The sequence below is a fragment of the Lacibacterium aquatile genome (assembly GCF_042683105.1).
GTDB classification, from domain to species: Bacteria; Pseudomonadota; Alphaproteobacteria; order Elsterales; family Elsteraceae; genus Lacibacterium; species Lacibacterium aquatile.
In genome coordinates, this window is record NZ_JBHUIP010000012.1 from 218,394 (window position 1) to 241,333 (window position 22,940).

23 protein-coding genes are annotated in these 22,940 nt (G+C 63.1%); 10 read left to right on the forward strand and 13 right to left on the reverse strand.

What is annotated here, in order from left to right; all coding sequences use genetic code 11:
• The first annotated feature begins 24 nt into the window (after positions 1-24).
• Positions 25-3,423 (forward strand): PAS domain S-box protein, encoded by a 3,399-nt coding sequence (locus ACFSM5_RS12615; RefSeq protein WP_379876766.1) that lies wholly within the window; start codon positions 25-27, stop codon positions 3,421-3,423.
• A 214-nt stretch (positions 3,424-3,637) separates the two neighbouring features.
• Here the strand turns inward: ACFSM5_RS12615 and fumC are convergent, their stop codons facing one another.
• Genes fumC through ACFSM5_RS12630 form a run of 3 tightly spaced genes read right to left on the reverse strand, consistent with a single transcriptional unit; the run spans position 3,638 to position 5,873 of the window.
• Positions 3,638-5,032: a class II fumarate hydratase gene (gene fumC / locus ACFSM5_RS12620; protein WP_379876767.1), complete on the reverse strand. Its 1,395-nt coding sequence runs from the start codon at positions 5,030-5,032 to the stop codon at positions 3,638-3,640.
• A gap of 15 nt (positions 5,033-5,047) precedes the next feature.
• Entirely contained in the window at positions 5,048-5,545 is a 498-nt protein-coding gene (locus ACFSM5_RS12625; RefSeq protein WP_379876768.1) for a hypothetical protein, read from the reverse strand.
• Positions 5,546-5,570: 25 nt separating this feature from the next.
• Entirely contained in the window at positions 5,571-5,873 is a 303-nt protein-coding gene (locus ACFSM5_RS12630; RefSeq protein ID WP_379876771.1) for a DUF1244 domain-containing protein, read from the reverse strand.
• Positions 5,874-6,065: 192 nt separating this feature from the next.
• Here ACFSM5_RS12630 and ACFSM5_RS12635 point away from each other — a divergent pair, with 192 nt between their 5' ends.
• Positions 6,066-6,827: a substrate-binding periplasmic protein gene (locus ACFSM5_RS12635; protein WP_379876772.1), complete on the forward strand. Its 762-nt coding sequence runs from the start codon at positions 6,066-6,068 to the stop codon at positions 6,825-6,827.
• Here the strand turns inward: ACFSM5_RS12635 and ACFSM5_RS12640 are convergent.
• Genes ACFSM5_RS12640 through ACFSM5_RS12665 form a run of 6 tightly spaced genes read right to left on the reverse strand, consistent with a single transcriptional unit; the run spans position 6,820 to position 12,989 of the window.
• Entirely contained in the window at positions 6,820-7,548 is a 729-nt protein-coding gene (locus ACFSM5_RS12640; RefSeq protein WP_379876774.1) for a TlyA family RNA methyltransferase, read from the reverse strand. The genes ACFSM5_RS12635 and ACFSM5_RS12640 overlap by 8 nt on opposite strands.
• 6 nt (positions 7,549-7,554) lie before the next feature.
• Complete coding sequence (gene dxs, locus ACFSM5_RS12645) at positions 7,555-9,456, reverse strand: 1-deoxy-D-xylulose-5-phosphate synthase (protein ID WP_379876777.1); 1,902 nt, start codon at positions 9,454-9,456, stop codon at positions 7,555-7,557.
• A 20-nt stretch (positions 9,457-9,476) separates the two neighbouring features.
• Positions 9,477-10,379, reverse strand: a complete 903-nt coding sequence (locus ACFSM5_RS12650; protein WP_379876779.1) for a polyprenyl synthetase family protein — start codon at positions 10,377-10,379, stop codon at positions 9,477-9,479.
• Positions 10,372-10,635 carry an exodeoxyribonuclease VII small subunit gene (locus ACFSM5_RS12655; RefSeq protein WP_379876782.1) on the reverse strand — a complete coding sequence of 88 codons (264 nt, stop codon included), beginning with the start codon at positions 10,633-10,635 and terminating at the stop codon, positions 10,372-10,374. The genes ACFSM5_RS12650 and ACFSM5_RS12655 overlap by 8 nt, the downstream gene beginning before the upstream one ends.
• A gap of 12 nt (positions 10,636-10,647) precedes the next feature.
• Positions 10,648-11,583 carry a histone deacetylase family protein gene (locus ACFSM5_RS12660; RefSeq protein WP_379876785.1) on the reverse strand — a complete coding sequence of 312 codons (936 nt, stop codon included), beginning with the start codon at positions 11,581-11,583 and terminating at the stop codon, positions 10,648-10,650.
• On the reverse strand, positions 11,580-12,989 hold the full coding sequence (locus ACFSM5_RS12665) for an FAD-binding oxidoreductase (RefSeq protein ID WP_379876787.1): 1,410 nt from the start codon (positions 12,987-12,989) through the stop codon (positions 11,580-11,582). Before ACFSM5_RS12665 ends, ACFSM5_RS12660 begins: the two co-directional genes overlap by 4 nt.
• A 111-nt stretch (positions 12,990-13,100) precedes the next feature.
• Here ACFSM5_RS12665 and ACFSM5_RS12670 point away from each other — a divergent pair, with 111 nt between their 5' ends.
• On the forward strand, positions 13,101-13,988 hold the full coding sequence (locus ACFSM5_RS12670; RefSeq protein WP_379876790.1) for a LysR family transcriptional regulator: 888 nt from the start codon (positions 13,101-13,103) through the stop codon (positions 13,986-13,988).
• A 319-nt stretch (positions 13,989-14,307) separates the two neighbouring features.
• Here the strand turns inward: ACFSM5_RS12670 and ACFSM5_RS12675 are convergent, their stop codons facing one another.
• Together ACFSM5_RS12675 and ACFSM5_RS12680 are read right to left on the reverse strand one after the other, a co-directional pair.
• The gene (locus ACFSM5_RS12675; RefSeq protein ID WP_379876793.1) at positions 14,308-14,919 is read right to left on the reverse strand and encodes a DUF1013 domain-containing protein; all 612 of its coding nucleotides are present in this window, start codon (positions 14,917-14,919) and stop codon (positions 14,308-14,310) included.
• Between the two features lie 75 nt (positions 14,920-14,994).
• Positions 14,995-15,999, reverse strand: coding sequence for an NAD(P)H-quinone oxidoreductase (locus ACFSM5_RS12680; protein WP_379876795.1), 1,005 nt, complete (start codon positions 15,997-15,999; stop codon positions 14,995-14,997).
• Positions 16,000-16,069: 70 nt separating this feature from the next.
• On the opposite strand from ACFSM5_RS12680, the gene ACFSM5_RS12685 reads away from it, so the two are divergent.
• The 3 genes from ACFSM5_RS12685 to ACFSM5_RS12695 all read left to right on the forward strand — a co-directional run bounded on the left by ACFSM5_RS12685 (position 16,070) and on the right by ACFSM5_RS12695 (position 17,972).
• Entirely contained in the window at positions 16,070-16,246 is a 177-nt protein-coding gene (locus ACFSM5_RS12685) for a DUF1192 family protein (RefSeq protein ID WP_379876796.1), read from the forward strand.
• Positions 16,247-16,342: 96 nt separating this feature from the next.
• A complete protein-coding gene (locus tag ACFSM5_RS12690) occupies positions 16,343-16,750 on the forward strand; it encodes a hypothetical protein (protein WP_379876797.1) in 408 nt (135 codons plus the stop codon).
• Between the two features lie 4 nt (positions 16,751-16,754).
• Positions 16,755-17,972, forward strand: a complete 1,218-nt coding sequence (locus ACFSM5_RS12695; protein ID WP_379876798.1) for a TIGR03862 family flavoprotein — start codon at positions 16,755-16,757, stop codon at positions 17,970-17,972.
• Here ACFSM5_RS12695 and ACFSM5_RS12700 read toward each other — a convergent pair.
• Positions 17,956-18,780, reverse strand: coding sequence for a hypothetical protein (locus ACFSM5_RS12700; RefSeq protein ID WP_379876799.1), 825 nt, complete (start codon positions 18,778-18,780; stop codon positions 17,956-17,958). The two genes, ACFSM5_RS12695 and ACFSM5_RS12700, sit on opposite strands and share 17 nt — an antisense overlap.
• 144 nt (positions 18,781-18,924) lie before the next feature.
• On the opposite strand from ACFSM5_RS12700, the gene ACFSM5_RS12705 reads away from it, so the two are divergent.
• The gene (locus ACFSM5_RS12705; protein WP_379876800.1) at positions 18,925-19,293 is read left to right on the forward strand and encodes a nuclear transport factor 2 family protein; all 369 of its coding nucleotides are present in this window, start codon (positions 18,925-18,927) and stop codon (positions 19,291-19,293) included.
• Positions 19,294-19,310: 17 nt separating this feature from the next.
• On the forward strand, positions 19,311-20,231 hold the full coding sequence (locus tag ACFSM5_RS12710) for a 2-hydroxyacid dehydrogenase (protein ID WP_379876801.1): 921 nt from the start codon (positions 19,311-19,313) through the stop codon (positions 20,229-20,231).
• Between the two features lie 99 nt (positions 20,232-20,330).
• Here ACFSM5_RS12710 and ACFSM5_RS12715 read toward each other — a convergent pair whose 3' ends face one another.
• Positions 20,331-21,362: a metallophosphoesterase family protein gene (locus ACFSM5_RS12715; RefSeq protein ID WP_379876802.1), complete on the reverse strand. Its 1,032-nt coding sequence runs from the start codon at positions 21,360-21,362 to the stop codon at positions 20,331-20,333.
• A 192-nt stretch (positions 21,363-21,554) separates the two neighbouring features.
• Between ACFSM5_RS12715 and gloB the strand changes: the two genes are divergently transcribed.
• Both gloB and ACFSM5_RS12725 read left to right on the forward strand, forming a co-directional pair.
• Positions 21,555-22,319, forward strand: coding sequence for a hydroxyacylglutathione hydrolase (gloB, locus tag ACFSM5_RS12720; RefSeq protein ID WP_379877300.1), 765 nt, complete (start codon positions 21,555-21,557; stop codon positions 22,317-22,319).
• A 23-nt stretch (positions 22,320-22,342) separates the two neighbouring features.
• Complete coding sequence (locus ACFSM5_RS12725; RefSeq protein WP_379876803.1) at positions 22,343-22,939, forward strand: glutathione S-transferase N-terminal domain-containing protein; 597 nt, start codon at positions 22,343-22,345, stop codon at positions 22,937-22,939.
• Position 22,940 lies beyond the last annotated feature (1 nt).

Consider the following 22,940-nt stretch of genomic DNA (forward strand, 5'->3'; position numbering starts at 1 on the left):
CCTTCAGCCGGATACGCCCCCAGCTTGCTCGACCCGCTTCGCCTGCCATGTCTGATCGTCACCCCAGGGGAGCCAATCGTGGTCGCCCTGGGCAAGGGGCTCGCGCCGGAAATCGCCTGCATTCCTCCCGGAACCCATCTGGCCGACCTTTGGGAAACCCAGGATGAAAGCCCCCTGGGCGTCAGAATTGCAGCGGCGAGTGCCGAAGGGGCAACGCTGGATGTGCTCAACCGTACCGATGGCCATCGGCTTCGCCTGCAGCCACTCGAGGATGATGGCCGCTTCATCCTGATCGTCACCGATATCGGCGATCTGCAGACAGCCCTCAAGGAAGCGGAAACCCAGCGCGACCGCTATCTCTATACCTCGCTTGCCACCCGCGACGGCACCTTCGACTTCGACGTGCAGACCGGCAAGGTCTGGCGCGCCCCGCGTCTGCTGGCCCAGTTGGGCTATCAGCCGGGTGAATTGGGCGATGACCTGAAGACCTGGTACGATCTGGTCGATCCCGAGGATGTCGCGGCGGGCGAACGGCTAACAGCCGATATGGTATCAGGCGAGATCGATCATCTCGATGTCGTCCAGCGCTTCCGTCATAAGGACGGCACCTGGGTCTGGATCCTGGTCAGGGCCATCGCCGTTCGTGACGACAAGGGCCGTCTGCTGCGGATCTGCGGCACCCATTCCGACCTGACTGAACGCCGCCGCCTAGAACAGGCCTGGGCTGCCGCCGAGTTGCAGCTGCGCGACGCGATCGAGGCCATGCGCGACGGGTTCGTGCTGTTCGATGCCGAAGGACAGCTGGTGCTGTGCAACGGGCGCTATCTCGACATGTTCCCGCGCAATCGGGCCGCTGTCCGTCCCGGCGTTACCTATGAAGAAATCCTGCGCCTGGATGTCGAAGCGGGCGATTATGCGGATGCTCCATCGACAGCAGAAGAGCGGGAAACCTGGATCATCAACCGGATGAAACAGATCCGCGAGGCGACAGGCACGCTAGAGGTCAAACGTAGCGACGGCCGGATTTTGCAGCTTCAGCAATATCGCACCCCCGATGGCGGCTGGGTCGGCATCCGCACCGACGTCACCCTGCTGCGCCAGCGCGAAATGCAGTTGCGCATGCAGACCGAGCTGCTGGAAGCCGTCCTCAACATCATGCCGCTGCATGTGGTGATCCGCGACGAGGCTGGCGCGATCATCCACATCAACCATAATTCGCTCGATTTTGTCGGCAAGACCGCGTCCGAAGTCATCGGAAAGACCGCGCGCCAGATCTATGATCCGGACCTGACACAGCAGATCGAGGAAAATGACCGGCGGGCGCTGGCGGGTGAGATCCTGGACTGGACCGCCTCCGATCATGTCGACCGGCACGGCGGCACCAAATCCTTCCTGCATTACATCCGTGTCGAACGCGTGGGGGGGCGCCGGGTCGTCATCGCCTCGTCCCTGGACGTCACTGACCGGCGCGCCGCCGAGCGGGCCCTGGCCGATAGCGAAGCGCGCTTCCGCGATATCGTCGAAGGGTCAATCCAGGGCGTGCTGATCGTGAAGGAACATAAGGTTCTCTTCGCCAATCCCGCCTTCGCCCGCATGTTCGGCTATGATAGTCCATCGGCGGTCGTCGATATCGAGACGGTCGGGCTGCTGGTCGACGGCGATACCCGCATGCGCATTGATGCCGCCTGGGAACAGATCCGTGAAGGGGCGGCGACCGTCGAACTGCCCCAGCTGCTGGCCCGGCGTGCCGATGGCAGCCACGCCTGGCTCGATGCCTATCTGCGCCGGATCATCTGGAACCGGCGCTCCGCCATGCAGTTCACCGTGGTCGATGTCACCCAGCGTACGCTGGCGGTCGAAGAACTGCTCCGGTCGCGTTCGGATCTGGAGAACCAGCGCACCAAGGCCGAAATGGCCAATCGGGCGAAAAGCCAGTTCCTGGCGGTCATGAGCCACGAGCTGCGCACCCCCATGACCGGTGTGCTGGGCATGGTCGATCTGCTGCTGGATAGTCCCTTGAGCGACGAACAGCGCGCCCAGGTGCTGACCCTGCGCTCGTCGGCCGAAGCCCTGCTGACGCTGCTCGACGATCTGCTGGATCTGTCCAAGATCGAAGCCGAACAGCTGGAGCTGGAACGGATCGATTTCGATCTGGTCCCGCTGGTGCAGGACGTCGCGCAGCTGTTCCGCAATCGCGCGGCAGACCGAGGGACGGCGCTGACCGTCGATTTGCCTGAGGATCTGCCGCGCATCCTGAAGGGCGACCCCACCCGCCTGCGTCAGATCCTGCTGAACCTTATCGGCAATGCCGTGAAATTCACCGAAGGCGGCACTGTTGCCATCAAGGTGCGTGTGATCTCGGGTGAGCCGGGCCTCAATTGCCTGCGCTTCGAAGTCTCCGACACCGGCATCGGCATTCCGCGCGAACAGCAGATGCGGCTGTTCCAGCCCTTCATGCAGGCCGATGCCTCAACCACGCGGCGGTTTGGCGGCACGGGTCTGGGGCTTGCCATCAGCCGACGGCTTGTGGAGGCGATGCAGGGCGAAATCGGCGTCATCTCCGAACCCGGCCAGGGCGCCTCCTTCTGGTTCATCGTTCCGGGGGTCGAGGGCGATCCGGCAGCGGTCCAAACCGCGCGTCGTCCAGCAGCGCCGGTGGCCCATATCGCCCCGATGCGCATCCTGCTGGCCGAAGATAATGAGATCAACCGCAGCCTTGTTGTCACCATGCTGAAACGCCGGGGCCATCAGGTGACGGCGGTCGAGAACGGGCGCCTCGCGGTCGATGCAGCCCTGAGCGAGCCGTTCGATATCGTCATTCTCGATATTCAGATGCCGGTGATGGACGGCGCGACCGCCGCCCGCCATATCCGCAACGCCCCGCAGCCGACCTGTGCGCTCCCCCTGATCGCCCTCACCGCCGACGTGATGCCCGAACATCGGGAAAGCTACTTCGCCGCCGGGCTGGACCGGATTCTACCCAAGCCCGTGGATTGGCATCAGCTCGATGCGACCATTGCCGAGCTGACGGGACAGGCGCCGACGGAAGGCCATGCCACGGTCGACTGGAACATGAAGCCCCTGCTGTCCGACGCCACCATCGCGCGCCTGACGGAAATGCTGGGCCCGCTGGGGGTCGAGGAACTTTGGCAAGGAATGGTCGATAGTATCGATGTCGCGGCAGGGCGCCTGCGCCGCGCGCTCGATACCCACGACTGGACGGCGTGGCAGATGGAACTCGGATCGCTCGCCCGTCTGGCTGAGCAACTGGGCGCCCCGCGCCTGTCCGCCATCGCACGCACACCGCTGACGGCCGAGGAGCGGGATTCCGTCGAAAGCCTGCTCAATCAGCTGCGCCATGTGGCTGGCGATACGGAATCCGCCTGGCGCAATCGCGCCCGGGATCGGCGGAAACCGCATTAGGAATCCGGGCTCTCTACACCCGTATGTTCTGGTGATGCGTCAAACAGGAACCGTCATCCCGCACTTGATGCGGGATCTCACTGTGGCCGGGCTCCGTCCAGTCTCTCGACGCGGTTTGTCTACACAAGATCCCGCATCAAGTGCGGGATGACGAGGTTTGGTAGGAAACGCCCCCGGAGGGGATCCCGGGATCAAGTCCCGGGATGACGATGTATTACTCTTCCCCCCGCGCCATCTTGGCGGGATCGATCCAGGCGGCGAACTGCTCCTCGGTCACGAAACCAAGGGCTAGCGCCGCTTCCTTCAGGGTCGAGCCTTCCTTATGGGCCTTCTTGGCGATCTGGGCCGATTTGTCATAGCCGATATGGGTATTGAGCGCGGTCACCAGCATCAGTGACTTGGCCATCAGCTCGCCGATTTTTTCGTGATTGGCTTCGATGCCCACCACGCAATGATCGGTAAAGCTGCGCGCGCCATCGGCCAGCAGGCGGATGGAGCGCAGCACGTTGGCCACGATCATCGGCTTGAAGACGTTGAGTTCCAGATGCCCGGTCATCCCACCGATGGTGGCCGCCACATGGTTGCCCGCGACCTGGGCGCAGACCATGGTCAGCGCCTCGGACTGGGTCGGATTGACCTTGCCCGGCATGATGGAGGAGCCGGGCTCGTTCTCCGGCAGGAACAGTTCGCCCAGGCCCGACCGCGGGCCCGACGCCAGCAGGCGGATGTCGTTGGCGATCTTCATCAGACCAGTGGCGATGGTATTGAGCACACCCGAGGCCTCGATCATCGCGTCGTGGGCCGCCAGCGCTTCGAACTTATTCACCGCCGGACGGAAAGGATGGCCGGTCAGGTTCGACAGCTCTTCGGCGAAGGTAACCGCGAACTTGGGATGCGCGTTAAGGCCGGTACCGACCGCCGTGCCACCCTGGGCCACTTCATAGAGATGCGGCAGGCAGGAATCGATGCGGGACAGCGCCAGTTCGACCTGCCGGGCATAGCCGCCGAATTCCTGCCCCAGGGTCATCGGCACCGCATCCTGCAGATGGGTGCGGCCAATCTTGACGATAGTGGCGAATTCGTCGGCCTTCTTCAGCAGGGCTCCGTGCAGATGGCGCAGAGCGGGGTGCAGGCTGCCCGTCAGTTCCTTGACCACCGCGATATGCATCACGGTCGGGAAACTGTCGTTCGACGACTGGCCATAGTTCACATGGTCGTTCGGATGTACCGGCTTCTTGGAGCCTAGTTCCGAGCCAAGCGCGAGGTTCGCAACGTTGGCGATGACCTCGTTCGCATTCATGTTCGACTGGGTGCCGCTGCCGGTCTGCCAGATGACCAGGGGGAAGTGCGGGTAAAGCTCGCCCGCCAGGATGCGGTCGCAGGCCGCTTCGATGGCAGAGGCGAGGTTATCCGCCAACACACCGAGCTTGCGGTTGGCGATGGCGGAGGCCTTCTTCTGATAGGCGAAGGCGCGAATGACGGGGGTCGGCATGGTCTCGCCGCCAATGGCGAAGAAGCGCCGCGAGCGCTCGGTCTGAGCGCCCCAATAGGCCTCGTTCGGCACCTCGATGTCGCCCATGGTGTCGCGTTCGATACGGTTACCGCTCATAATAGATCCTTAAAATCAAAAGTTCGGAACAACGAGCTTCGTGCCGTCAGACACCGAGCATTCACCAAAACCGCCGCCGAAGATTGAACGGTTCGGCCGCGTGAAGGTGAAACGGCAGCTCATGCTGCGACCCTTGTCGCCCATCAGCAGGGCCGTCCCCTCGGTTTCGTAGCGGGTGACGAGTTGGGGCGTATAGGTATCGTAATCGGGGTAATAGAAGCCGCCGCGATAATAGACGGGCGGCTGATAGACCGACCGCTGATATTCGCGCGCCGTTGATCGATGCTGGATCAGCGGCCCGCTGAACCCCTCCCCACCGTCAAGCGTGGTCTTTAGCTCGATCCGGTCATCCTGACCCGAGTTGTAGGCGGACAGGGTGCCCCGCCCACTTTCACGCCCATCCTTGCCCTGGGCAATGGTCGGGGCCTGGATGTTGGACGGCTGGGGCGGGCCGCTGGCGCACCCCACCAGGGCCAAGGTCGCCAGGGCGGCAACCGATAATCGACCGATCATTTTTATCCTCCTCAAACGCTGTGCGTTAGTGCGAGGAGGCCTTCTGGCTACCGGCAAACCCTTGAAGTTGCTGTGGCGAGGCCTCGTTCTGGTGCTTCTGCTTCCATTCCTCGTACGGCATGCCATAGACGATCTGGCGTGCATCGGGGTCCGATAGAGCGACACCTCGCTCCTCGGCAGCTGCACGATACCATTTTGACAGACAATTGCGGCAGAACCCTGCCAGATTCATCAGATCGATGTTCTGAACGTCCGTGCGCTCCTGCAGATGCTGCACCAAGCGCCGAAAAGCAGCCGCCTCCAGTTCAGTCCTGGTCTTGTCGTCCATAGTGTATCCTCCAGTGTTACCCTTGGCAGATGGCGGCAGGAAGCCGTTTGCGCAAGCGGACAAAGAATATCGGGCCGGAAAAAATAGAGAAGTTTTCCTTCAACCATTCCGCGAATTCGACACGATACAGAGGGTTAACCTTCTGGTAATCTTTTCAGGTGCGTTTTTCCGGGCGTTTGATAAAGTAGCCGTATGACACGGATCGTAAAAATCCTGACAAGCCTCTGCCTGCTGGCGGGTCTGACGGCCCCCGCAACGGCGCAGGAACTGCGCATCGGTTTACGGCCGGTTCCGCCTTACGTCATGACCGGGGCCGATGGGCGGTTCCTCGGGCTTGAGCATGATGTGATCGCCGAGGCGCTGCGCCGGGTCGGCGTGAAGATGGATGTGCATCTCTATCCCCTCTCCCGTCTGGTCTATGCCTATGACGGGCTGAAGGAAGTCGATGCCGCCGCGCCGATGATCCCCAGCTTCAATGTCGACGGCACCCTGTCGAAATCCTATCTGCGGTATCGCAACATCATCGCGACCATGAAAAGCCGCAATATTCCCATGGTAGGACTCGAGTCATTCGGTGGCCTCAAGATGATGGCGTTCCAGAATGCCCGCACCGTTCTGGGTCAGGAATTTCAGATGGCCGTCATGAAAGCGGCCTCTTATGCCGAACAGGCCAACCAGGATCTGCAGCTGTTGAATCTGCTGGCGGGCCGGGTCGATGCCATCGTCGGCGAGCAGCGGATTTTCCAATATTATTATTCGGCGGCCAACCCCCATGGCCCCAGCTACCACGACGTCGTCATGGAAACGCCGGTGGGGGCAGAAACCGCCTATTCGGTCGCCTTCCGCGATGCCAGCCTCGCGCGGCGTTTCGATATCGCCCTGGACGCGATGACCGCCGACGGCACGCTGGCTGAAATGCACAAGCAGTATAATCAGCTGCTGCCGATCAACTGATTGGCTTCACCGCATAGACCAGGAACTCGTGATTACCGTCCGGCCCCTGAATGGGGCTGTCGGCTAGCCCTTCGACGGACCAGCCCTCGGCGGTGAGGAAGTCCGTCACGCGATCCTTGGCCACCTGATGCTGGGCAAGGTCGCGGACGATGCCGCCCTTGCCGATATTCTTCCGGCCCACTTCGAACTGCGGCTTGATCAGACTGAGCAGCACGGCACCGGGCTTTGCCAGCGCCATGACCGGCGGCAACACCAGCGTCGTTGAGATGAAACTGGCATCGCAGACGATCCAGTCCGGCGCCTCCGGCACCTCGCCGTCCAGATGCCGGGCGTTCACCCCTTCCAGATTGACGACCCTGGGATCATCGCGCAGGGGGGATGCCAACTGGTCATGGCCCACGTCGACGGCATAGACCCTGGTCGCGCCCTTGGCCAGCAGCACCTCGGTAAAGCCGCCGGTGGAGGCGCCGATATCGACGCAAACCCGCCCGGCGGGATTGATGCCGAAACTCTCAAGCGCGCCCAGCAGCTTCAAAGCCCCGCGCGACACCCAGGGGAAGTCCGGCTCAGACAGGGTGACGGTAGCACCTTCCTCAACCTCCACGCCCGGTTTCTTCACGACGACGCCCTCGACGGAGACTTTGCCGTCGACAATCATCTGCTTGGCCCGTTCGCGGCTTAGGGCGAGGCCTTCAGCCACGAGATATTGATCGAGACGCATCTCAGCTTACGCGCGGGCAGCCGCGTTATGACCGCCCAGGGCAGACAGCGCTTCGGCCACGATATGCCGGGCATTCAGGCCCGCCGCTTCATATTGGTTGAAGGGCGTATCGTGATCGATGAAAACGTCCGGCAGGACCATCGGGCGGATCTTCAGGCCATGGTCCAGCAGGCCGCCCATCGCCAGATACTGCAGCACATAGGAGCCAAAGCCACCGACGCTGCCCTCTTCCAGGGTGATCAGCACTTCGTGTTCCTGGGCCAGACGGCGCACCAACTCGGTGTCGAGTGGCTTGGCGAAACGCGCATCGGCCACCGTGGTCGACAGGCCACGGGCATTGAGTTCGTCGGCGGCCTTCAGGGCCTCGCCCAGGCGGGTGCCGAAGGAGAGGATGGCGACCTTGGTGCCTTCGCGTAAGACCCGGCCCTTGCCGATCTCCAGCACGCTGCCACGGGCAGGAAGCGCCAGCCCGGTGCCTTCGCCGCGCGGATAGCGCAGGGCGCTGGGGCGGTCGTCGATGGCGGCAGATGTCGCCACCATATGCATCAGCTCAACCTCGTCCGCCGCCGCCATCACCACCATGTTCGGCAGATTGCCGAGGTAGGCGACATCGAAGCTGCCCGCATGGGTCGCGCCATCGGCCCCGACAAGGCCCGCGCGGTCGATGGCGAAGCGCACCGGCAGCGACTGCAGGGCGACGTCATGCACGACCTGATCGTAGGCGCGCTGCAGGAAGGTCGAATAGATCGCGCAGAAGGGCTTCATGCCATCGGCAGCCATACCGGCGGCAAAGGTCACCGCATGCTGTTCGGCGATACCCACGTCGAAGATGCGATCCGGGAACCGCTGTTCGAACAGATTGAGGCCGGTGCCCGACGGCATAGCGGCGGTGATCGCCACCACGCGCTTGTCCGCTTCGGCTTCAGCAATCAGGCCCTTGGCAAAGACATTGGTATAGGAGGGCGGCCCGGCAGGCGCCTTTACCTGGGTGCCGGTCACCACATCGAACTTGGCGACGCCATGGTACTTATCGGCAGCAGCCTCGGCAGGCGCATAGCCCCGGCCCTTCTGGGTCACCGCATGGATCAGCACCGGGCGGTCTTCGGGCATATCGCGGATATTGCGCAGCACCGGCAGCAGATGATCGAGGTTATGGCCATCGATCGGGCCGACGTAATAGAAGCCCAGTTCCTCGAACAGGGTGCCGCCGGTCACCATACCCTTGGCGAATTCCTCGGCCTTGCGGGCCACCGTCTCGACACCCAGCTTGCGGGCAGCACCGCGCGCCAGATGGCGCAGGTTCTGATAGCTCTTGGACGACAGCAGCTTCGACAGATAGGCGCTCATGGCGCCGACCGGCGGGGCAATTGACATGTCGTTATCGTTCAGGATCACGATCAGACGGGTCTGGCGCGCACCGGCATTGTTCATCGCCTCATAGGCCATGCCCGCGCTCATCGCGCCATCGCCGATGACCGCGATCACATTGCGCCGCTCGCCATTCAGCTCTGCCGCCACCGCCATGCCGAGACCAGCGGAGATGGAGGTCGAGCTGTGGGCGGCGCCGAACGGGTCATACTCGCTTTCGGAACGCTTGGTGAAACCGGAGAGGCCCTCCGCCTGGCGTAGGGTGCGGATCCGGTCGCGGCGCCCGGTCAGGATCTTGTGCGGATAGGCCTGATGGCCGACGTCCCAGATCAGGCGGTCGTGGGGGGTATTGAAGATCGCATGGATGGCAACGGTCAGTTCGACAACGCCCAGACCCGCGCCCAGATGCCCACCTGTCTTCGATACCGCATCCACCAGTTCCAGACGCAGTTCGTCGGCAACCTGCCGCAGGCTTTCTGCGGGAAGATCGCGCAGATCGGCGGGGCTCTTGATGCGGTCCAGGGCGGGGGTATCGACCATTCCGGTGCTTTCTCGTTCTTTTATGACCGTCGTGTTACCACAAAGCGGGCCACGTCTCTTAGCAAATCGGCAGCGGCACCGAAGGGCTCAAGATGCCGGCACGCCTGATCCGCCAGAAGGCCAGCTTGAGCTTTGGCACGCTCCAGCCCCAGGATCGACACGAATGTAGCCTTATTTGCGGCAGCATCGTGCCCAACTGTCTTACCCGTTTCCGCTTCCGAGCCTTCGATATCCAGCAGGTCGTCGGCGATCTGGAACGCCAGGCCCAGGTCATGGGCATAGGCGTTCAGCGCCTCGCGCTGCTGCACCGCCGCCTTGCCCAGGATCGCGCCCGCTTCGCAGGAAAAGGCGATGATCGCACCGGTCTTCAGCCGTTGCAGGCGGGTGATGGCGCCGATATCCATCGGTTCAGTCGCTTTCTCCGCCAGCAGATCCAGCATCTGGCCACCGCACATGCCGTGACCGCCACCAGCCAGGGCGAGCGCGCGCACCAGTTCGATCCGCACCCCGGCATCGCCATGGATCGCGGGATCGGCCAGCACCTCGAATGCACGGGTCAGCAGGGCGTCACCCGCCAGGATCGCGGTTGCCTCGTCGAACTCGATATGGCTCGACGGACGGCCGCGCCGCAGGGGCGAATCGTCCATCGCGGGCAGATCGTCATGGATCAGGCTGTAGCTGTGCAGCATCTCCACCGCCGCCCCGACCCGCACGGCGGCAGGGCGGGCGACGTTGAACAGGCTGGCGCTGGCGATCACCAGGAAGGGGCGCAGACGCTTGCCGCCGCCCAGCGTGGCATAGCGCATCGCCTCGAACAGGCGCTGTTCAAGACCGGGAACCGGAGCCAGCAGCAGGTCGAGCTCCTCCTCGACCTCCCGCGCCACCTCGGCCATCGCAGCGGACAGACGGGTCGGCTCAGCCATTCTGATCGAGCGGCGCAGTGGCGATAGAACCATCGGCACCGGCGACGATGCGGTCGATCTTCGCCTGGGCTTCCGACAGCTTCAGTTCGCACAGACGGCGCAGGGCCGTGCCGCGCTCGTAAGAATGGATGGCATCGTCCAGCTTGCCGCGCCCGCCTTCGAGATCGCGCACAATGGCTTCCAGCTGGCCCATGGCCTCTTCGAACGACAGCCCCCGGATATCTTCGGGCAGGGCGGCTAGTTTCGGATCACTCATCGGGTCAGGTCCTTAATTCGGTGCGCCGTCCATCAGCGCCTTGACGTGGGCTGCGGCGGATTCGGCGAGGGCAGTGATGTCATACCCGCCTTCCAGCGCCGATACAACGCGGCCGCCGCAGCTATAGTCGGCGATGCGCAGCAATTCCCGCGTCACCCAGGCATAGTCCGGCTCATAGAGCATCATGGAGGCCAGCGGATCGTCGGCATGGGCGTCGAACCCGGCAGAGATCATCAGGAAGTCCGGCTGGAAATCCGCCAGGGCGGGCAAGATCTTCTCCTGGAACGCATGGCGGAACTCGGCGGATCCCGCGCCCGACGGCAGCGGCGCATTCACGATATTGCCGACCCCGCGCTCCCCACGTGCGCCTGTCCCCGGATAGAGGGGAAACTGGTGGGTGGAGGCGAAGAACATCGTCGGATCCTGCTCGAAGATCGCCTGGGTGCCATTGCCGTGATGCACATCGAAATCGACGACCGCCACCCGCTTAAAGCCATGGACCTTCTGCGCGTGATAGGCGCCGACGGCAATCGAATTGAAGAAGCAGAAGCCCATCGGCTGGCGCAGTTCGGCGTGATGCCCCGGCGGGCGCACGGCGCAGAAGGCGTTGCTGGCATCGCCCTTTGCGACGGCATCCACCGCCGCGACCACGGCCCCAGCAGCACGCAGCGCGGCTTCCTTGGTGGCGGGCATGGCGATGGTGTCGGCATCGAGCGCCAGGGTGCCTTCGGTCGGGAAAGCCGCCAGCAGCCCCGCGACGAAATCGGCCGGATGGGCGCGCGCCAGCTGTTCCTCGGTCGCAAGCGGCGCCAGCATCCGCTTCAAGGCCGCAAATTCCGGCTTGTCCAGACGCTGCAGCACCGCCTTCAGGCGCGCGGGCTGTTCCGGGTGCATCGCCCCCATATTATGGGCGATGCAGGCTTCGTGGGTGACCAGCAGCGTACTCACGGGCGCACGATCTTTCCGGGATTGAGGATGTTATCGGGATCTAGCGCCTTCTTGATCTGACGCATCACCGCGACCGCTTCGCCATGCTCGGCGGCCAGGAACTGCATCTTGCCATAACCGACGCCATGCTCGCCGGTGCAGGTGCCGTCCATGGAGATCGCGCGCAGGACAAGGCGCTCGTGCAGGCGTTCGGCTTCCGCGATCTCGGCGGGATCGTCGGGGTTCAGCAGGAAGCACAGATGGAAGTTGCCATCGCCCACATGGCCGACCAGGGTCGCCTGGATCGGCGACTGCTTCAGATCGTCCTTGGTTTCCGAGATGCAGTCGACAAGGCGCGAGATCGGCACGCAGACATCCGTCGCCATGCCCTTGCAGCCCGGCCGCAGGGCTAGGCCAGCATAATAGGCGCTGTGACGCGCGGACCAGAGCTTGGTGCGATCCTCCGGCTTGGTCGCCCAGACAAACTCTCCGCCGCCATTCCCCTCGGCCAGATCGCGCACCCGTTCGGCCTGTTCGGCAACGCTGGCGTCCGTGCCGTGGAATTCGAAGAACAGGGTCGGCGCGACCTTATAGTCCAGCTTGGAATAGAGGTTGATGGCGTGCATCTGGATATCGTCCAGCAGTTCCACGCGAGCCACCGGGATGCCGGACTGGATCGTCTCGATACAGGTCCGCACCGCCCCTTCGATGCTCTCGAACGCGACCACCGCCGCCGACACCGCTTCCGGCTGGCCATAGAGGCGCACGGTCACTTCGGTGATGATGCCGAGGGTCCCTTCGGAGCCGACGAACAGCCGGGTCAGATCATAACCGGCCGAGGATTTGCGGGCGCGCTTGGAGGTGCGGATGATCCGCCCGTCGGCCAGCACCACGGTCAGCGCCAATACATTCTCGCGCATCGTGCCATAACGCACGGCGTTGGTGCCGCTGGCGCGGGTCGCGCTCATGCCACCCAAGGACGCATCGGCGCCGGGATCGATGGGGAAGAAGAGGCCGGTGTCGCGGATATATTCGTTGAGCTGCTTGCGGGTGACACCCGCCTGCACCGTCACATCCATATCGTCGGGCGAGACGCGCAGCACCTCGTTCATCTGCGAAACATCGACCGTGATGCCGCCTTCCAGCGCCGCCACATGGCCTTCCAGCGAGGTGCCGGTGCCGAAGGGGATGATCGGCACGCCGTGTTCGGCGCAGATCTTGACGATGGCCGAGACTTCCTCGGTCGATTTCGCAAAGGCGACGGCATCGGGCGCATGGGACGGATGAAAGCTTTCGTCCCGCCCATGCAGATCGCGCACAGCCTGACTGAGGGTCAGCCGGTCGCCGATCAGCGCGGATATCGCCGCGATTGCGGCCTCGGTGGCGCTGCTGGATGCGCGGCGCTCGAATTTGACGGCGTGAGCCATGGTAACCCTCCCCAGAACATACTGGCCCCGAAACATACCGGGCGAGAATGGCCCCCGCCGCGCCTGGAAACAAGCCTTTCCCCCAGCAATCAGAGGCTTTACCGTCCGCCCATGGATTTGAAGGACCTCGACCTAAACCTGCTGAAACTCTTCGATGCCGTCTGGCAGGAGCGCCATGTCGGCCGCGCCGCCATGCGCCTCGGCCTGACTCAGCCCGCCGCCAGCAACGGCCTTGCCCGGTTGCGCACGGCCCTGGGCGATCCGCTCTTCATCAAGACGCCCTCCGGTATGGTGCCGACCACAAGGGCCGAGGAACTGGCGCCCATCGTGGCCGAAGTGCTGTTGCGTCTGCGCTCCGCCCTGCGCACATCGGCCGATTTCGATCCGGCATCGGCCAGCGGCAGCGTCACCTTCGGCCTGTCCGACCATGCCGAGTTCCTGCTGGCGCCCGAATTGGCGGCGCATCTGGCCTCTGCCGCCCCCGGCCTCGCCCTGCGGCTGCGCCATACCGATAAGCGCGACGCCCTGGATCTGCTGGAGCGGGGCGAGCTGGACCTTGCCATCGGCGTGCTGCCACCGGGTCCGGCCCATGTGACCCGGCAGATCCTCTATCGTGACAGCTTCGCGGTTCTGACCAGCGGCCCCGATGTCTCGACCCTCGACAGCTTCTGCGCGGCCGAACATCTGCTGGTATCGGCGGCGGGCTCATCCAAGGGAGCCGTGGATACGGTCCTGGAAGCCCAGGGGCGCAGCCGCCGGATCACCCTCACCGTCGCCCACTATGGCGTGGTGCCTGCCATCCTGAGGGCCCGCCCACTGATCTGCACCCTGCCCCGGCGTCTGGCCGAGAGGGTCGCCAGCGGCTGCACGGTTCATGACCTGCCGCCGGGGCTGGAGATATCGGCTGTCCCGCTGACCATGCTCTGGCACTCCCGCGCCGATGCCGATCCGCTGCATATCTGGATCCGACGCCTGATCGCGGAAATGGCGCGGGGGTAGCTTTTCCTCCAACCTCCGTCATCCCGGTGCTCGACACCGGGATCTCCAGTCATTTGTGTTTGTCGTCATCCCGGTGCTCGACACCGGGATCTCCAGTCATTTGTGTTTGTCGTCATCCCGGTGCTCGACACCGGGATCTCCTCCGGGAGATTGTCCAGAAGAATTGAGACCGCGTTGAAAGGCCCCCGGAGGGGATCCCGGGATCAAGTCCCGGGATGACGTGTCTTTATTTTGCTTTGGTCTCAAGCAGTGCAAAGCGCGGTAGGCCAACGCAAAAGAGTCACCAACAAAAAAGCCCAGGTTTCCCTGGGCTTTTTGGTTAGTCGTCGTTGCCATCGAAGAAGGGGCGGCGATCTTCCTCGACTTCCTCTTCCATCCCATGCAGCGAGATGTTGTCGGGGATGATCTTGCCCTGGCGGCGCAGGGTGTCGAGCGCTTCCTGCAGCTGCATCGCGGTGCAGAGACCCAGCTGAACCGGGTGACGCGCCTTGATGTTGGCGATGTTCCAGTGGCTGCGATCACGGATCGACGCGATGGTCGTCTTGGTCGTGCCGAGCAGCTTGGAGATCTGCGCGTCCGAAAGATCCACGAAGTTCCGCACCAGCCAGGCAATCGCGTCTGGCTTATCCTGACGCTTGGCGATCGGGGTATAGCGGCCGCCCTTGGTCTTGGGCTGGGGCTGCGGCAGGTTGGTGACCGTCAGCTTCAGACGCAGCTTGGTGTCACCTTCGCAACGCTGGATTTCGGCGCGGGTCAGCTGGCCGTTGATGACCGGGTCGAGGCCCTGCATGCCGGTTGCGACTTCACCGTCCGCAATCGCCTGGATCTCAAGCGAATGCAGGCCGCAGAATTCGGCGATCTGCTCGAACGTAAGCGACGTATTTTCGACCAACCAAACAGCGGTCGCCTTGGGCATCAACGGTAGCGCCATGGACCTCTCACCTCAGAATCGATTGGGCGCCGATCCCATCGGCGCCATTCGTGCGTTTGTCCTATACCAGTCAGATTACGGCAAACCCAAGACGATTTTACCGATATGACGACCATCTTCGAGTTCCCGATGGGCTTCAGCTGCCTTTTCAAGCGGTAAAACCGAATGAATCACGGGCTTTATCCGTCCTGCTTCGAAAAGCGGCCAAACTTTTTCTTTCAACGCTTTTGCGATGGCACCCTTGGCCGCGACCGGTCTGGCGCGCAGGGTCGATCCCGTCAATGTGAGCCGCTTCAGCATGATCGGCTGCAGATTGACCTCGACCTTGGCGCCTTCCAGGAAAGCGATATTGACGATCCGGCCATCGGGCGCCGCCACCTCGATATTCCGTGCGACATAGCCGCCGCCGACCATATCCAGGATCACGTCGGCGCCGCGCCCCTCGGTCATATCCTTGATCACCGCGACGTAATCTTCCGATTTATAGTCGATGGCGCGGAACGCCCCCAGTGTCTCCACCGCCTTGCACTTATCGGCCCCGCCTGCGGTCGCGAAGACCTTGGCCCCGAAGGCGGACGCAAGCTGGACCGCCGTGGTCCCGATGCCGGACGCACCGCCATGGATGAGGGCAACGTCCCCGGCAGCCAACCGACCGCGCTCGAACAGATTGGTCCAGACGGTGAAGTATGTTTCCGGGATCGCCGCGCCCTGGATCATGTCGAAGCCGTCCGGCAAGGGCAGGGCCTGCGGAGCCGGGACGGCGCAATATTCCGCATAGCCACCGCCCGCTACCAGGGCGACCACCTTGTCGCCGATCTTCCAGCCGGTCACATCGGGCGCCAGATCCACCACCTCGCCCGCGATCTCCAGGCCGGGGATCAGGCTGGCACCGGGCGGCGGCGGATATTTACCCTGGCGCTGGAGCAGATCGGGCCGATTGACCCCGGCGGCGGCGACTTTCACCAGGATCTCGCCCGCGCTCAAAACCGGCACCGGCTGGCGCGACGGGCGCAGGACATCGGGCCCGCCGGGAGCGGTGATTTCAATAGCGGCCATCGTGCTGGGTATTACGCGCGGCATGACATCTCCCTTTTATCCGGCATGCCAGTATGATGGAAATCAGGTCATTCAATGGCAAGAGGAGAGGCCGATGGTCTGGGACGCAGAAGACAAGCCGACACCAAAGCCCCTGAAGCTGGACATGCTGGGCGTTGAAGAACTGCGGGCCTTTATTGCCGACCGCCAAGCCGAGATTGCGCTGGCGGAAGCAGAAATCCAGAAGAAACAAGCACATCGCACTGGCGCGGAAGCGCTGTTCAAGCGATAGTCGGCCTATCTAATTTATGGCCTCAAGTAGGGCAAAGCCCGATAGGCCAACACTAACCCGGCCCCGAGAAGGGGCCTACGCCCGGAGAGCTTGCCCGTGACGCGAAACAGTGTCGTTCCCCGCTACGTCCCCGCCAATGCCGTCGAGGATAAGCTGGGCTTCCTGCTGACCGCCCTGACGTTAGAGGACAAGCGCGTCTATCTTTCGCGCATCGGCAAGTGGAGCGGGATCGGCGAGGCGCTGTTCTTCTTCGATCCAGTCGATGCCGCCGACAGCCTGAAGGCCGCCAAGGAAGCCAATATGGAAGAGCTGGGCATCAAGGCCGACTCGGTCCTGCTGGTGCGCTGCCACGGCTTCCTGATCCCGACCGAGATCAGCGAGGCGGACCTCCGGCGCAAGCGCCGCGAAAGCGGCATGAAGAAGCTGACCGAGGACGAGATCGAAGCCCTCGGCCTCACCCCCAAGGAAGACGACCGGGCTTCCTTCGCAAAGACCCCGCGCTGACACCATGACGGCAACACTCGCCTGCGACGTCGCCATCGTCGGCGGCGGTCCGGCGGGTTTGATGGCTGCCGACCGCCTGCTCAAAGCCGGTCGCTCGGTCCATCTGTTCGATGCCATGCCGTCGCTGGGGCGCAAGTTCCTGCTCGCCGGGCGTGGTGGACTTAACCTTACGCATTCCGAACCGCTCGACCGCTTCAAGACCCGCTATCGCGCAGCCGCCCCTATTGTCGGCGCCTGGGTCGAGGATTTTACGCCAGGCGACCTCCGCGTTTTTGCAGCCGATCTGGGCATCGAGACTTTCATCGGTACCTCCGGCCGGGTTTTTCCCAAGGAATTCAAAGCCGCTCCCCTGCTGCGGGCATGGCTTGCGAATTTGCGGGCGCGTGGTCTGCAGATCCATGTCCGCCATCGCTGGACCGGCGGCAGCCTGCCGAATACGGTGTCATTCGAGACGCCCGATGGTCCGCTGCAGGTCACGGCGAAGGCTCTGCTGCTGGCATTGGGCGGGGCAAGCTGGCCGTCGCTCGGCTCCGACGGCTGTTGGACCGCACCGCTTGCCGCCATCGGTATCCCCAGCACGGCGCTGCAACCGGCCAACTGCGGGTTCGAGGCGGATTGGTCCCCGCATCTCAAAGGATTTGCCGGAACCCCCTTCAAGAATGTCGCCCTGCGTGTCGGCGAAGAAGAAGCGCGCGGCGAGATGATTCTGACGGAAACCGGGATCGAGGGCGGGCTGGTCTATGCACTGTCCGGCGCCATCCGCGACCGGATCGTGACCCAGGGCATCTGCACCGCCTATCTGGACCTGAAGCCCGACCTGACGCCGGAGAATCTGGCCGCGAAACTGACGGCGCCGCGCGGATCGGCCTCCTATTCGACTTTCCTCAAGAAGGCCTTGCGCCTCTCCCCCGCTGCCATCGCCCTGGCGCGCGAGGCGGGGCCACTGCCAACCGATCCGGTTAGCCTGGCGGGTTGGCTGAAGGCGCTACCCCTGCCCCTGCATCGTCCCCGACCGATTGCCGAGGCGATCTCCACCGCCGGGGGTGTGCAGCTTGATGCCCTCACCCCGGATCTGATGGCGAAAGCGCGGCCGGGCGTCTTCCTGGCAGGCGAGATGCTGGATTGGGAGGCCCCGACCGGCGGCTATCTGCTACAGGCCTGTTTTGCCAGCGGCGTGCGTGCCGCGCGCGGCATCGAGGGGTTTCTTACTCCGGCAGTCTGATCCGGCGTCGCTGGCTTACGTTCAATTCGCTGATATCCCGCGCGAACTGGGTTCGAACCGTCTGGCGGATCGTGCCATCGGCCGCCAGCATCTCCAGCCCCTCCTGCAATCTTGGGCGCAACCCGACGGCGGACGGCGACAGGAAGGCATAGAGCGGCATATCGGTTTCGATCAGCAGCCTGGGCTCCACCGCCAGTTCCGGCAGCCCCACCTTGTGGGTGTCATATTCGGCAATCACTTCCATTACCGACCGCGACAGATGGTCGAAACGCCCACGCACCAGCATCGGGAACAGCGCCTCATAGTCGCCCGCTTCAAGCACAGTGACGCCCATCTTCTTGAAGCGCAGGGCGATCTCCCAATCGGCGCCAGCACCCGCGACGAACTTCTTCAGATCGTTGGGGGCCTCGACCGCCGCAAATCGGACAGCATCCTGTTCGCGGATCAGCGACACCCGTTGCCCCAGCAGCCCATCGGCAAGATCGACCTTGATTGGCAGGAGGCGGGTTTCGAGACCCGGATTGCTGGGCAGCACGGCCAGGGATATCCGATCCCCTTTTTCCACCGTCTGGATCAGACGCAGGCGGCTGTAGCGTTCGGCATCGACCCGCAGTTCCGCCGGTCCGTATTTCGCCGTCGTCCGTACCAGCGCCTGTTCGATCAGCGCTCTGGTATAGATACCGCGCCGATCGACGCCCGCCTCGTCGGCATTGATGACGTAAGTCTGCGCTTCCGCTCGCCCCGCGAACGCCAAGCCAAACACCGCCAGAACGGCTGTTTTTAAGGTTTTTTTAAAGCCGGAGGCCATTCTGAGGTCTCCCCTCCCCATCTGCCTCTTTGTATACCGGGATGTGCAAATAAACGGTTAAGCACCCGTTCCGGTAAGGGTTGAAGCGGTAACGCAGTCGGCTACACTGAACAGTGTCAACTTCCCCGCAGAAAAGGCCCCGACATGTCCGACGATCTCGCCCTTGTGACCGACCTCAACAGCCGCTTCATCGCCGCTGTGGCCGCCGGGGATCGCGACGCGCTGGAAAGCTTCTTCGCGCCCAACTTCACCTTCATGGCCGGAGAGACGGGGGAGGTCTGGGATATCGAGCGTTTCTTCGCCACGGTCTGTGTGCCGGGCAGCTACGACTATCTGACCTTCGATCAGCTCTATATCCGCATCGATGGGGATTGTGCGACGGTAAGTGCACGAACCAAGAGCCGCCGCACCATCGACGGGGTCAAGACCGAGGTTGAGGCGCGGTTCGTCGATAATTATGCCCGGCTGAACGGGCAATGGCGCTGCGTTTTCGCAGGCCTCTGGCGCCTATAGGAAGAGGGTTTCCAAGCATGTTGTTGATAGCGACCACCGGGGCCACCGACGTCTGGGCCAAGATTTTCAAGGAAGAGGCGAAAGACATGGCAGTCCATGTCTGGCCCGATTGCCCCGACCCCGCCGCCGTCGAATGGGTGGCCGCCTGGAAGCCGCCGTCTGGAGTTTTCGAGAAGCTGCCGAATCTCAAAGGCATCTTCTCACTCGGCGCGGGGGTCGATGCGCTCTTGAGCCGGGATGACCTGCCCAATGTTCCCCTGGTGCGGATCGTCGATGGCGGGATGGCCGCCCAGATGGCGGAATATGCCCTCTATGGCATCCTGCATGTCCATCGCAGCTTCGATGTCCTGCGTCGTCAGCAGATCCGGGCCGAATGGCGCGATCCCGGTATTGCCGATCCTGAAGCCCTGCGTGTCGGTATTCTGGGCCTCGGCGCCCTGGGCGGCGGTGTCATCGAACGCCTGCGCCCCTTCGGCTTTTCCCTGAAAGGCTGGAGCCGGTCGGCAAAGCAGGTCGATGGCGTCGATTGTTTCCATGGCCTAGATCAGCTGCCCAACTTCCTGGGACAGGTCGATGTGCTGGTGATCCTGATCCCGCTGACCGACGAGACGCGCGGCCTCATCTCCCGCGAACGGCTGGCGCTGCTGCCCAAGGGCGCCAGCATCATCAATCTCGCGCGCGGTCCGATCATCGATGAAGGCGCACTGATCCGCCGTCTGGATACCGGCGATATCCGCTTTGCGCTGCTGGATGTGTTCGAGGTGGAGCCGCTGTCACCCAAAAGCCCGCTCTGGCACCATGAACGGGTGATCGTCACCCCCCATTCCTCGGCGGCCACGCTGCCCAGGCCTGCCGTGCGCCAGATCCTGGGCGGGATCGCGGACCTTAAAAATGGAAAAACCCCCGCCGGGTTGGTCAACCGCAGCCGGGGTTACTAGAAGAATTCGTCACCCCGCACTCGATGCGGGGCCTATCCCAGGCGGTAGAGCCGGAGCGAGATCCCACATCAAGTGCGGGATGACGACCTTTGGGCTTATTTACTTTACCTCGCCGACCTCGGTGCGGCGTGCGCCCAGCGGGGCGGCGAGGTTGTCGACGATGGCACGCACTTCGGGATCTTCCGGCACGGTGCGATCCAGCAGCACGGGTTCGCCACTCCAGACCTTGGGCTTGCCCGCATTGTCGAAGGTCACGGTCAACTTGCCGAGGTACTGGCCGAAGCCACCGGCATGGGCCACCAGGACCTTCTGCCCGCCCGGACCATTGACCACGGCCGGATAGGCACCGGTCGCGCCCTTGCCCTTGCCCAGCAGCGTGCCGCCATTGGCCCCGATGATGACATCGATGCCCGGAACGGTACGCGCGATTTCCTTGTCGCGCTCGAACCCGGCATAGGAAACCGCGATGATGGTCTTCACGCCCATGAAGCCCATCTGCTTGATCCAGAAGGGCAGCTTTTCCGACAGCGTATTGATGCGGACGGTCGGCGCGGGATTGGCCTTGCTGATCGTATCCTCGGCCGCGATGCCCAGCATGCCGAAGCGATAGCCGCTGCGGTCGGTGACCAGCATCGGAAAGATCATGTCTTTGAGATACGGATCCTTATCCGTATTGACGTTGGCGCCCAGCAGCGGGAAGCGGGCCGAGCGAATAAAGGTGCCCAGCGTCTCGGACCCTTCGCGCAGTTCGGCATAACCGACACCCATGGCATCGAAGCGCAGTTGGTTCATCAGTTCGACCAGCGGCTGCTGGCGATGCTGGGTCCAGAAGGCGCTGCCGCCGAACTGACCGCCAGCATGGAGCAGCAGGGTCGTTGCCGACTTCGCCCGTTCGGTCGCGATCTGACCGGCGAGGCGCGCCAAGCCGCCGAAGCAGCCTTCACCCGCCCGCTCTTCGATCGTGCAGGGACGACCATCGGCGGCAACCGGCTCCAGACGCGAGGCATTATCGCCCGTATGCAGGATGGTCATGGTGAAATCGGCACTGGCCGGCGAGGCGATAAGAGCGGCTGCGCAGGTGAGACCGCTCAGGAGGGCAGCACGAAATCCGCGCTGATGAGAGCCCGTCATGCTTGTCCGTTTCCTTCTCGTAAACCACATCTGAAAAGAGAAGCGACAGGGTTGCCTTCGACCGCCCCCTGACTGCTATGGTCGTATTACCTAGCTCATACCGATCTGAAAGCCAAGAAATCCTTTTCAGTCAGAACGGTTAGAAGACGCTGTTGAGATGAAATTTTTGTCAGATAACCTGACCATGGTGGGATAGATATGCTCGTCGTCGAAGGAATTCCGCTACTCACCGACAATTATGGCTGGATTTTGACTTGCAGCGAAACTGGCACGATAGCTGCGGTCGACGCGGCTGAGCCCAAGCCTATCTTGGATCGCACCGGCGGTCGTCTTGATTTCATTTTAAATACTCACCATCACAACGATCACGTCGGCGCGAACCTCGCCCTGAAAGAAGCCACGGGTTGCACGATCATCGGGCCCTCCTATGACGCCGACCGCATCCCCGGTATCGATGTCACAGTCAGTGACGGCGAGCGGGTGCGGATCGGCAGCAGTGAAGCGCAGGTGATCTTCACCCCCGGCCACACGCGCGGTCATATCGCCTTCTGGTTCGAAGGGGACGCCGCCCTCTTCTGTGGCGACACCCTGTTCAGCATGGGCTGCGGGCGCCTGTTCGAAGGCACGCCAGAGCAGATGTGGACCAGCCTGCAGCGGCTGCGCGCCCTGCCGCCGGAAACCCGCGTTTTCTGCGCCCATGAATATACCGCCTCAAACGCCCGCTTCGCCTTGAGTATCGATCCGAATAACGCCGACCTACAGGCGCGATCCGCCGAAGTCGACCGGCTTCGCAGCCAAGGTCTGCCGACCGTTCCGTCACTATTGCAGCAAGAAGTTCTGGTAAATCCGTTTTTAAAAGCAGATAATGCTGCAATCGCAAGACAGGTTGATCTTGCCAACCGCCCGCCGGTCGAGGTTTTTGCCGAGATCAGACGGCGCAAGGATAACTATCGCTAATCGCCACTCAAGGAATCGGTACCATGATGAAGCTACGCTGGGCAGCGGCATCGCCGTTCGTCCGGAAGATCCACCTTGTCGCGCATGAACTGGGTCTGACTGACCAGATCGAACTGCTGCCCACCGACGTCCATGGCGAGGATGCCGCGCGCGGCGACAATCCGCTGGGCAAGATCCCCTGCCTGCTGCTGGACGAGGGCGGCGCGCTCTATGATTCGCCGGTGATCGCCGAATATCTCGACAGCCTGCACACCGGACCGAAGCTGCACCCCGACACCGGCCCCGCCCGCTGGCAGGCGCTGCGTCTCCAGGCCCTGGGCGATGGTATCTGCGATGCCGCCGTTGCCCGCCGCATGGAAAGCAACCGCGCGGATGGCCAGAAGTCGCCCGCCTTCATGGATCGCCAGAAGAAGGCCGTCGACACCGCACTCGATTACCTCGACAGCCATCCGGAGTATTTCGCAGGCCCCGTCAATATCGGCCATCTGGCCGTGGGTGCCGCGCTCGGCTATCTCGATTTCCGCTTTGCCCATGAGGAATGGCGTACCGGCCGCCATAAGCTCAAAGAATGGTTCGACGGTTTCTCGCAACGCCCGTCGATGCTGCAGACCAAGCCCTGAC

What these genes read in the sequence shown, in the direction of transcription:
- fumC (WP_379876767.1), bottom strand. Translation starts at nt 5,032, where the DNA reads ATGAGCGGTAACCGTATCGAACGCGACACCATGGGCGACATCGAGGTG.
- ACFSM5_RS12625 (WP_379876768.1), bottom strand. Translation starts at nt 5,545, where the DNA reads ATGATCGGTCGATTATCGGTTGCCGCCCTGGCGACCTTGGCCCTGGTG.
- ACFSM5_RS12630 (WP_379876771.1), bottom strand. Translation starts at nt 5,873, where the DNA reads ATGGACGACAAGACCAGGACTGAACTGGAGGCGGCTGCTTTTCGGCGC.
- ACFSM5_RS12635 (WP_379876772.1), top strand. Translation starts at nt 6,066, where the DNA reads ATGACACGGATCGTAAAAATCCTGACAAGCCTCTGCCTGCTGGCGGGT.
- ACFSM5_RS12640 (WP_379876774.1), bottom strand. Translation starts at nt 7,548, where the DNA reads ATGCGTCTCGATCAATATCTCGTGGCTGAAGGCCTCGCCCTAAGCCGC.
- dxs (WP_379876777.1), bottom strand. Translation starts at nt 9,456, where the DNA reads ATGGTCGATACCCCCGCCCTGGACCGCATCAAGAGCCCCGCCGATCTG.
- ACFSM5_RS12650 (WP_379876779.1), bottom strand. Translation starts at nt 10,379, where the DNA reads ATGGCTGAGCCGACCCGTCTGTCCGCTGCGATGGCCGAGGTGGCGCGG.
- ACFSM5_RS12655 (WP_379876782.1), bottom strand. Translation starts at nt 10,635, where the DNA reads ATGAGTGATCCGAAACTAGCCGCCCTGCCCGAAGATATCCGGGGGCTG.
- ACFSM5_RS12665 (WP_379876787.1), bottom strand. Translation starts at nt 12,989, where the DNA reads ATGGCTCACGCCGTCAAATTCGAGCGCCGCGCATCCAGCAGCGCCACC.
- ACFSM5_RS12670 (WP_379876790.1), top strand. Translation starts at nt 13,101, where the DNA reads ATGGATTTGAAGGACCTCGACCTAAACCTGCTGAAACTCTTCGATGCC.
- ACFSM5_RS12675 (WP_379876793.1), bottom strand. Translation starts at nt 14,919, where the DNA reads ATGGCGCTACCGTTGATGCCCAAGGCGACCGCTGTTTGGTTGGTCGAA.
- ACFSM5_RS12680 (WP_379876795.1), bottom strand. Translation starts at nt 15,999, where the DNA reads ATGCCGCGCGTAATACCCAGCACGATGGCCGCTATTGAAATCACCGCT.
- ACFSM5_RS12685 (WP_379876796.1), top strand. Translation starts at nt 16,070, where the DNA reads ATGGTCTGGGACGCAGAAGACAAGCCGACACCAAAGCCCCTGAAGCTG.
- ACFSM5_RS12695 (WP_379876798.1), top strand. Translation starts at nt 16,755, where the DNA reads ATGACGGCAACACTCGCCTGCGACGTCGCCATCGTCGGCGGCGGTCCG.
- ACFSM5_RS12700 (WP_379876799.1), bottom strand. Translation starts at nt 18,780, where the DNA reads ATGGCCTCCGGCTTTAAAAAAACCTTAAAAACAGCCGTTCTGGCGGTG.
- ACFSM5_RS12705 (WP_379876800.1), top strand. Translation starts at nt 18,925, where the DNA reads ATGTCCGACGATCTCGCCCTTGTGACCGACCTCAACAGCCGCTTCATC.
- ACFSM5_RS12710 (WP_379876801.1), top strand. Translation starts at nt 19,311, where the DNA reads ATGTTGTTGATAGCGACCACCGGGGCCACCGACGTCTGGGCCAAGATT.
- ACFSM5_RS12715 (WP_379876802.1), bottom strand. Translation starts at nt 21,362, where the DNA reads ATGACGGGCTCTCATCAGCGCGGATTTCGTGCTGCCCTCCTGAGCGGT.
- ACFSM5_RS12725 (WP_379876803.1), top strand. Translation starts at nt 22,343, where the DNA reads ATGATGAAGCTACGCTGGGCAGCGGCATCGCCGTTCGTCCGGAAGATC.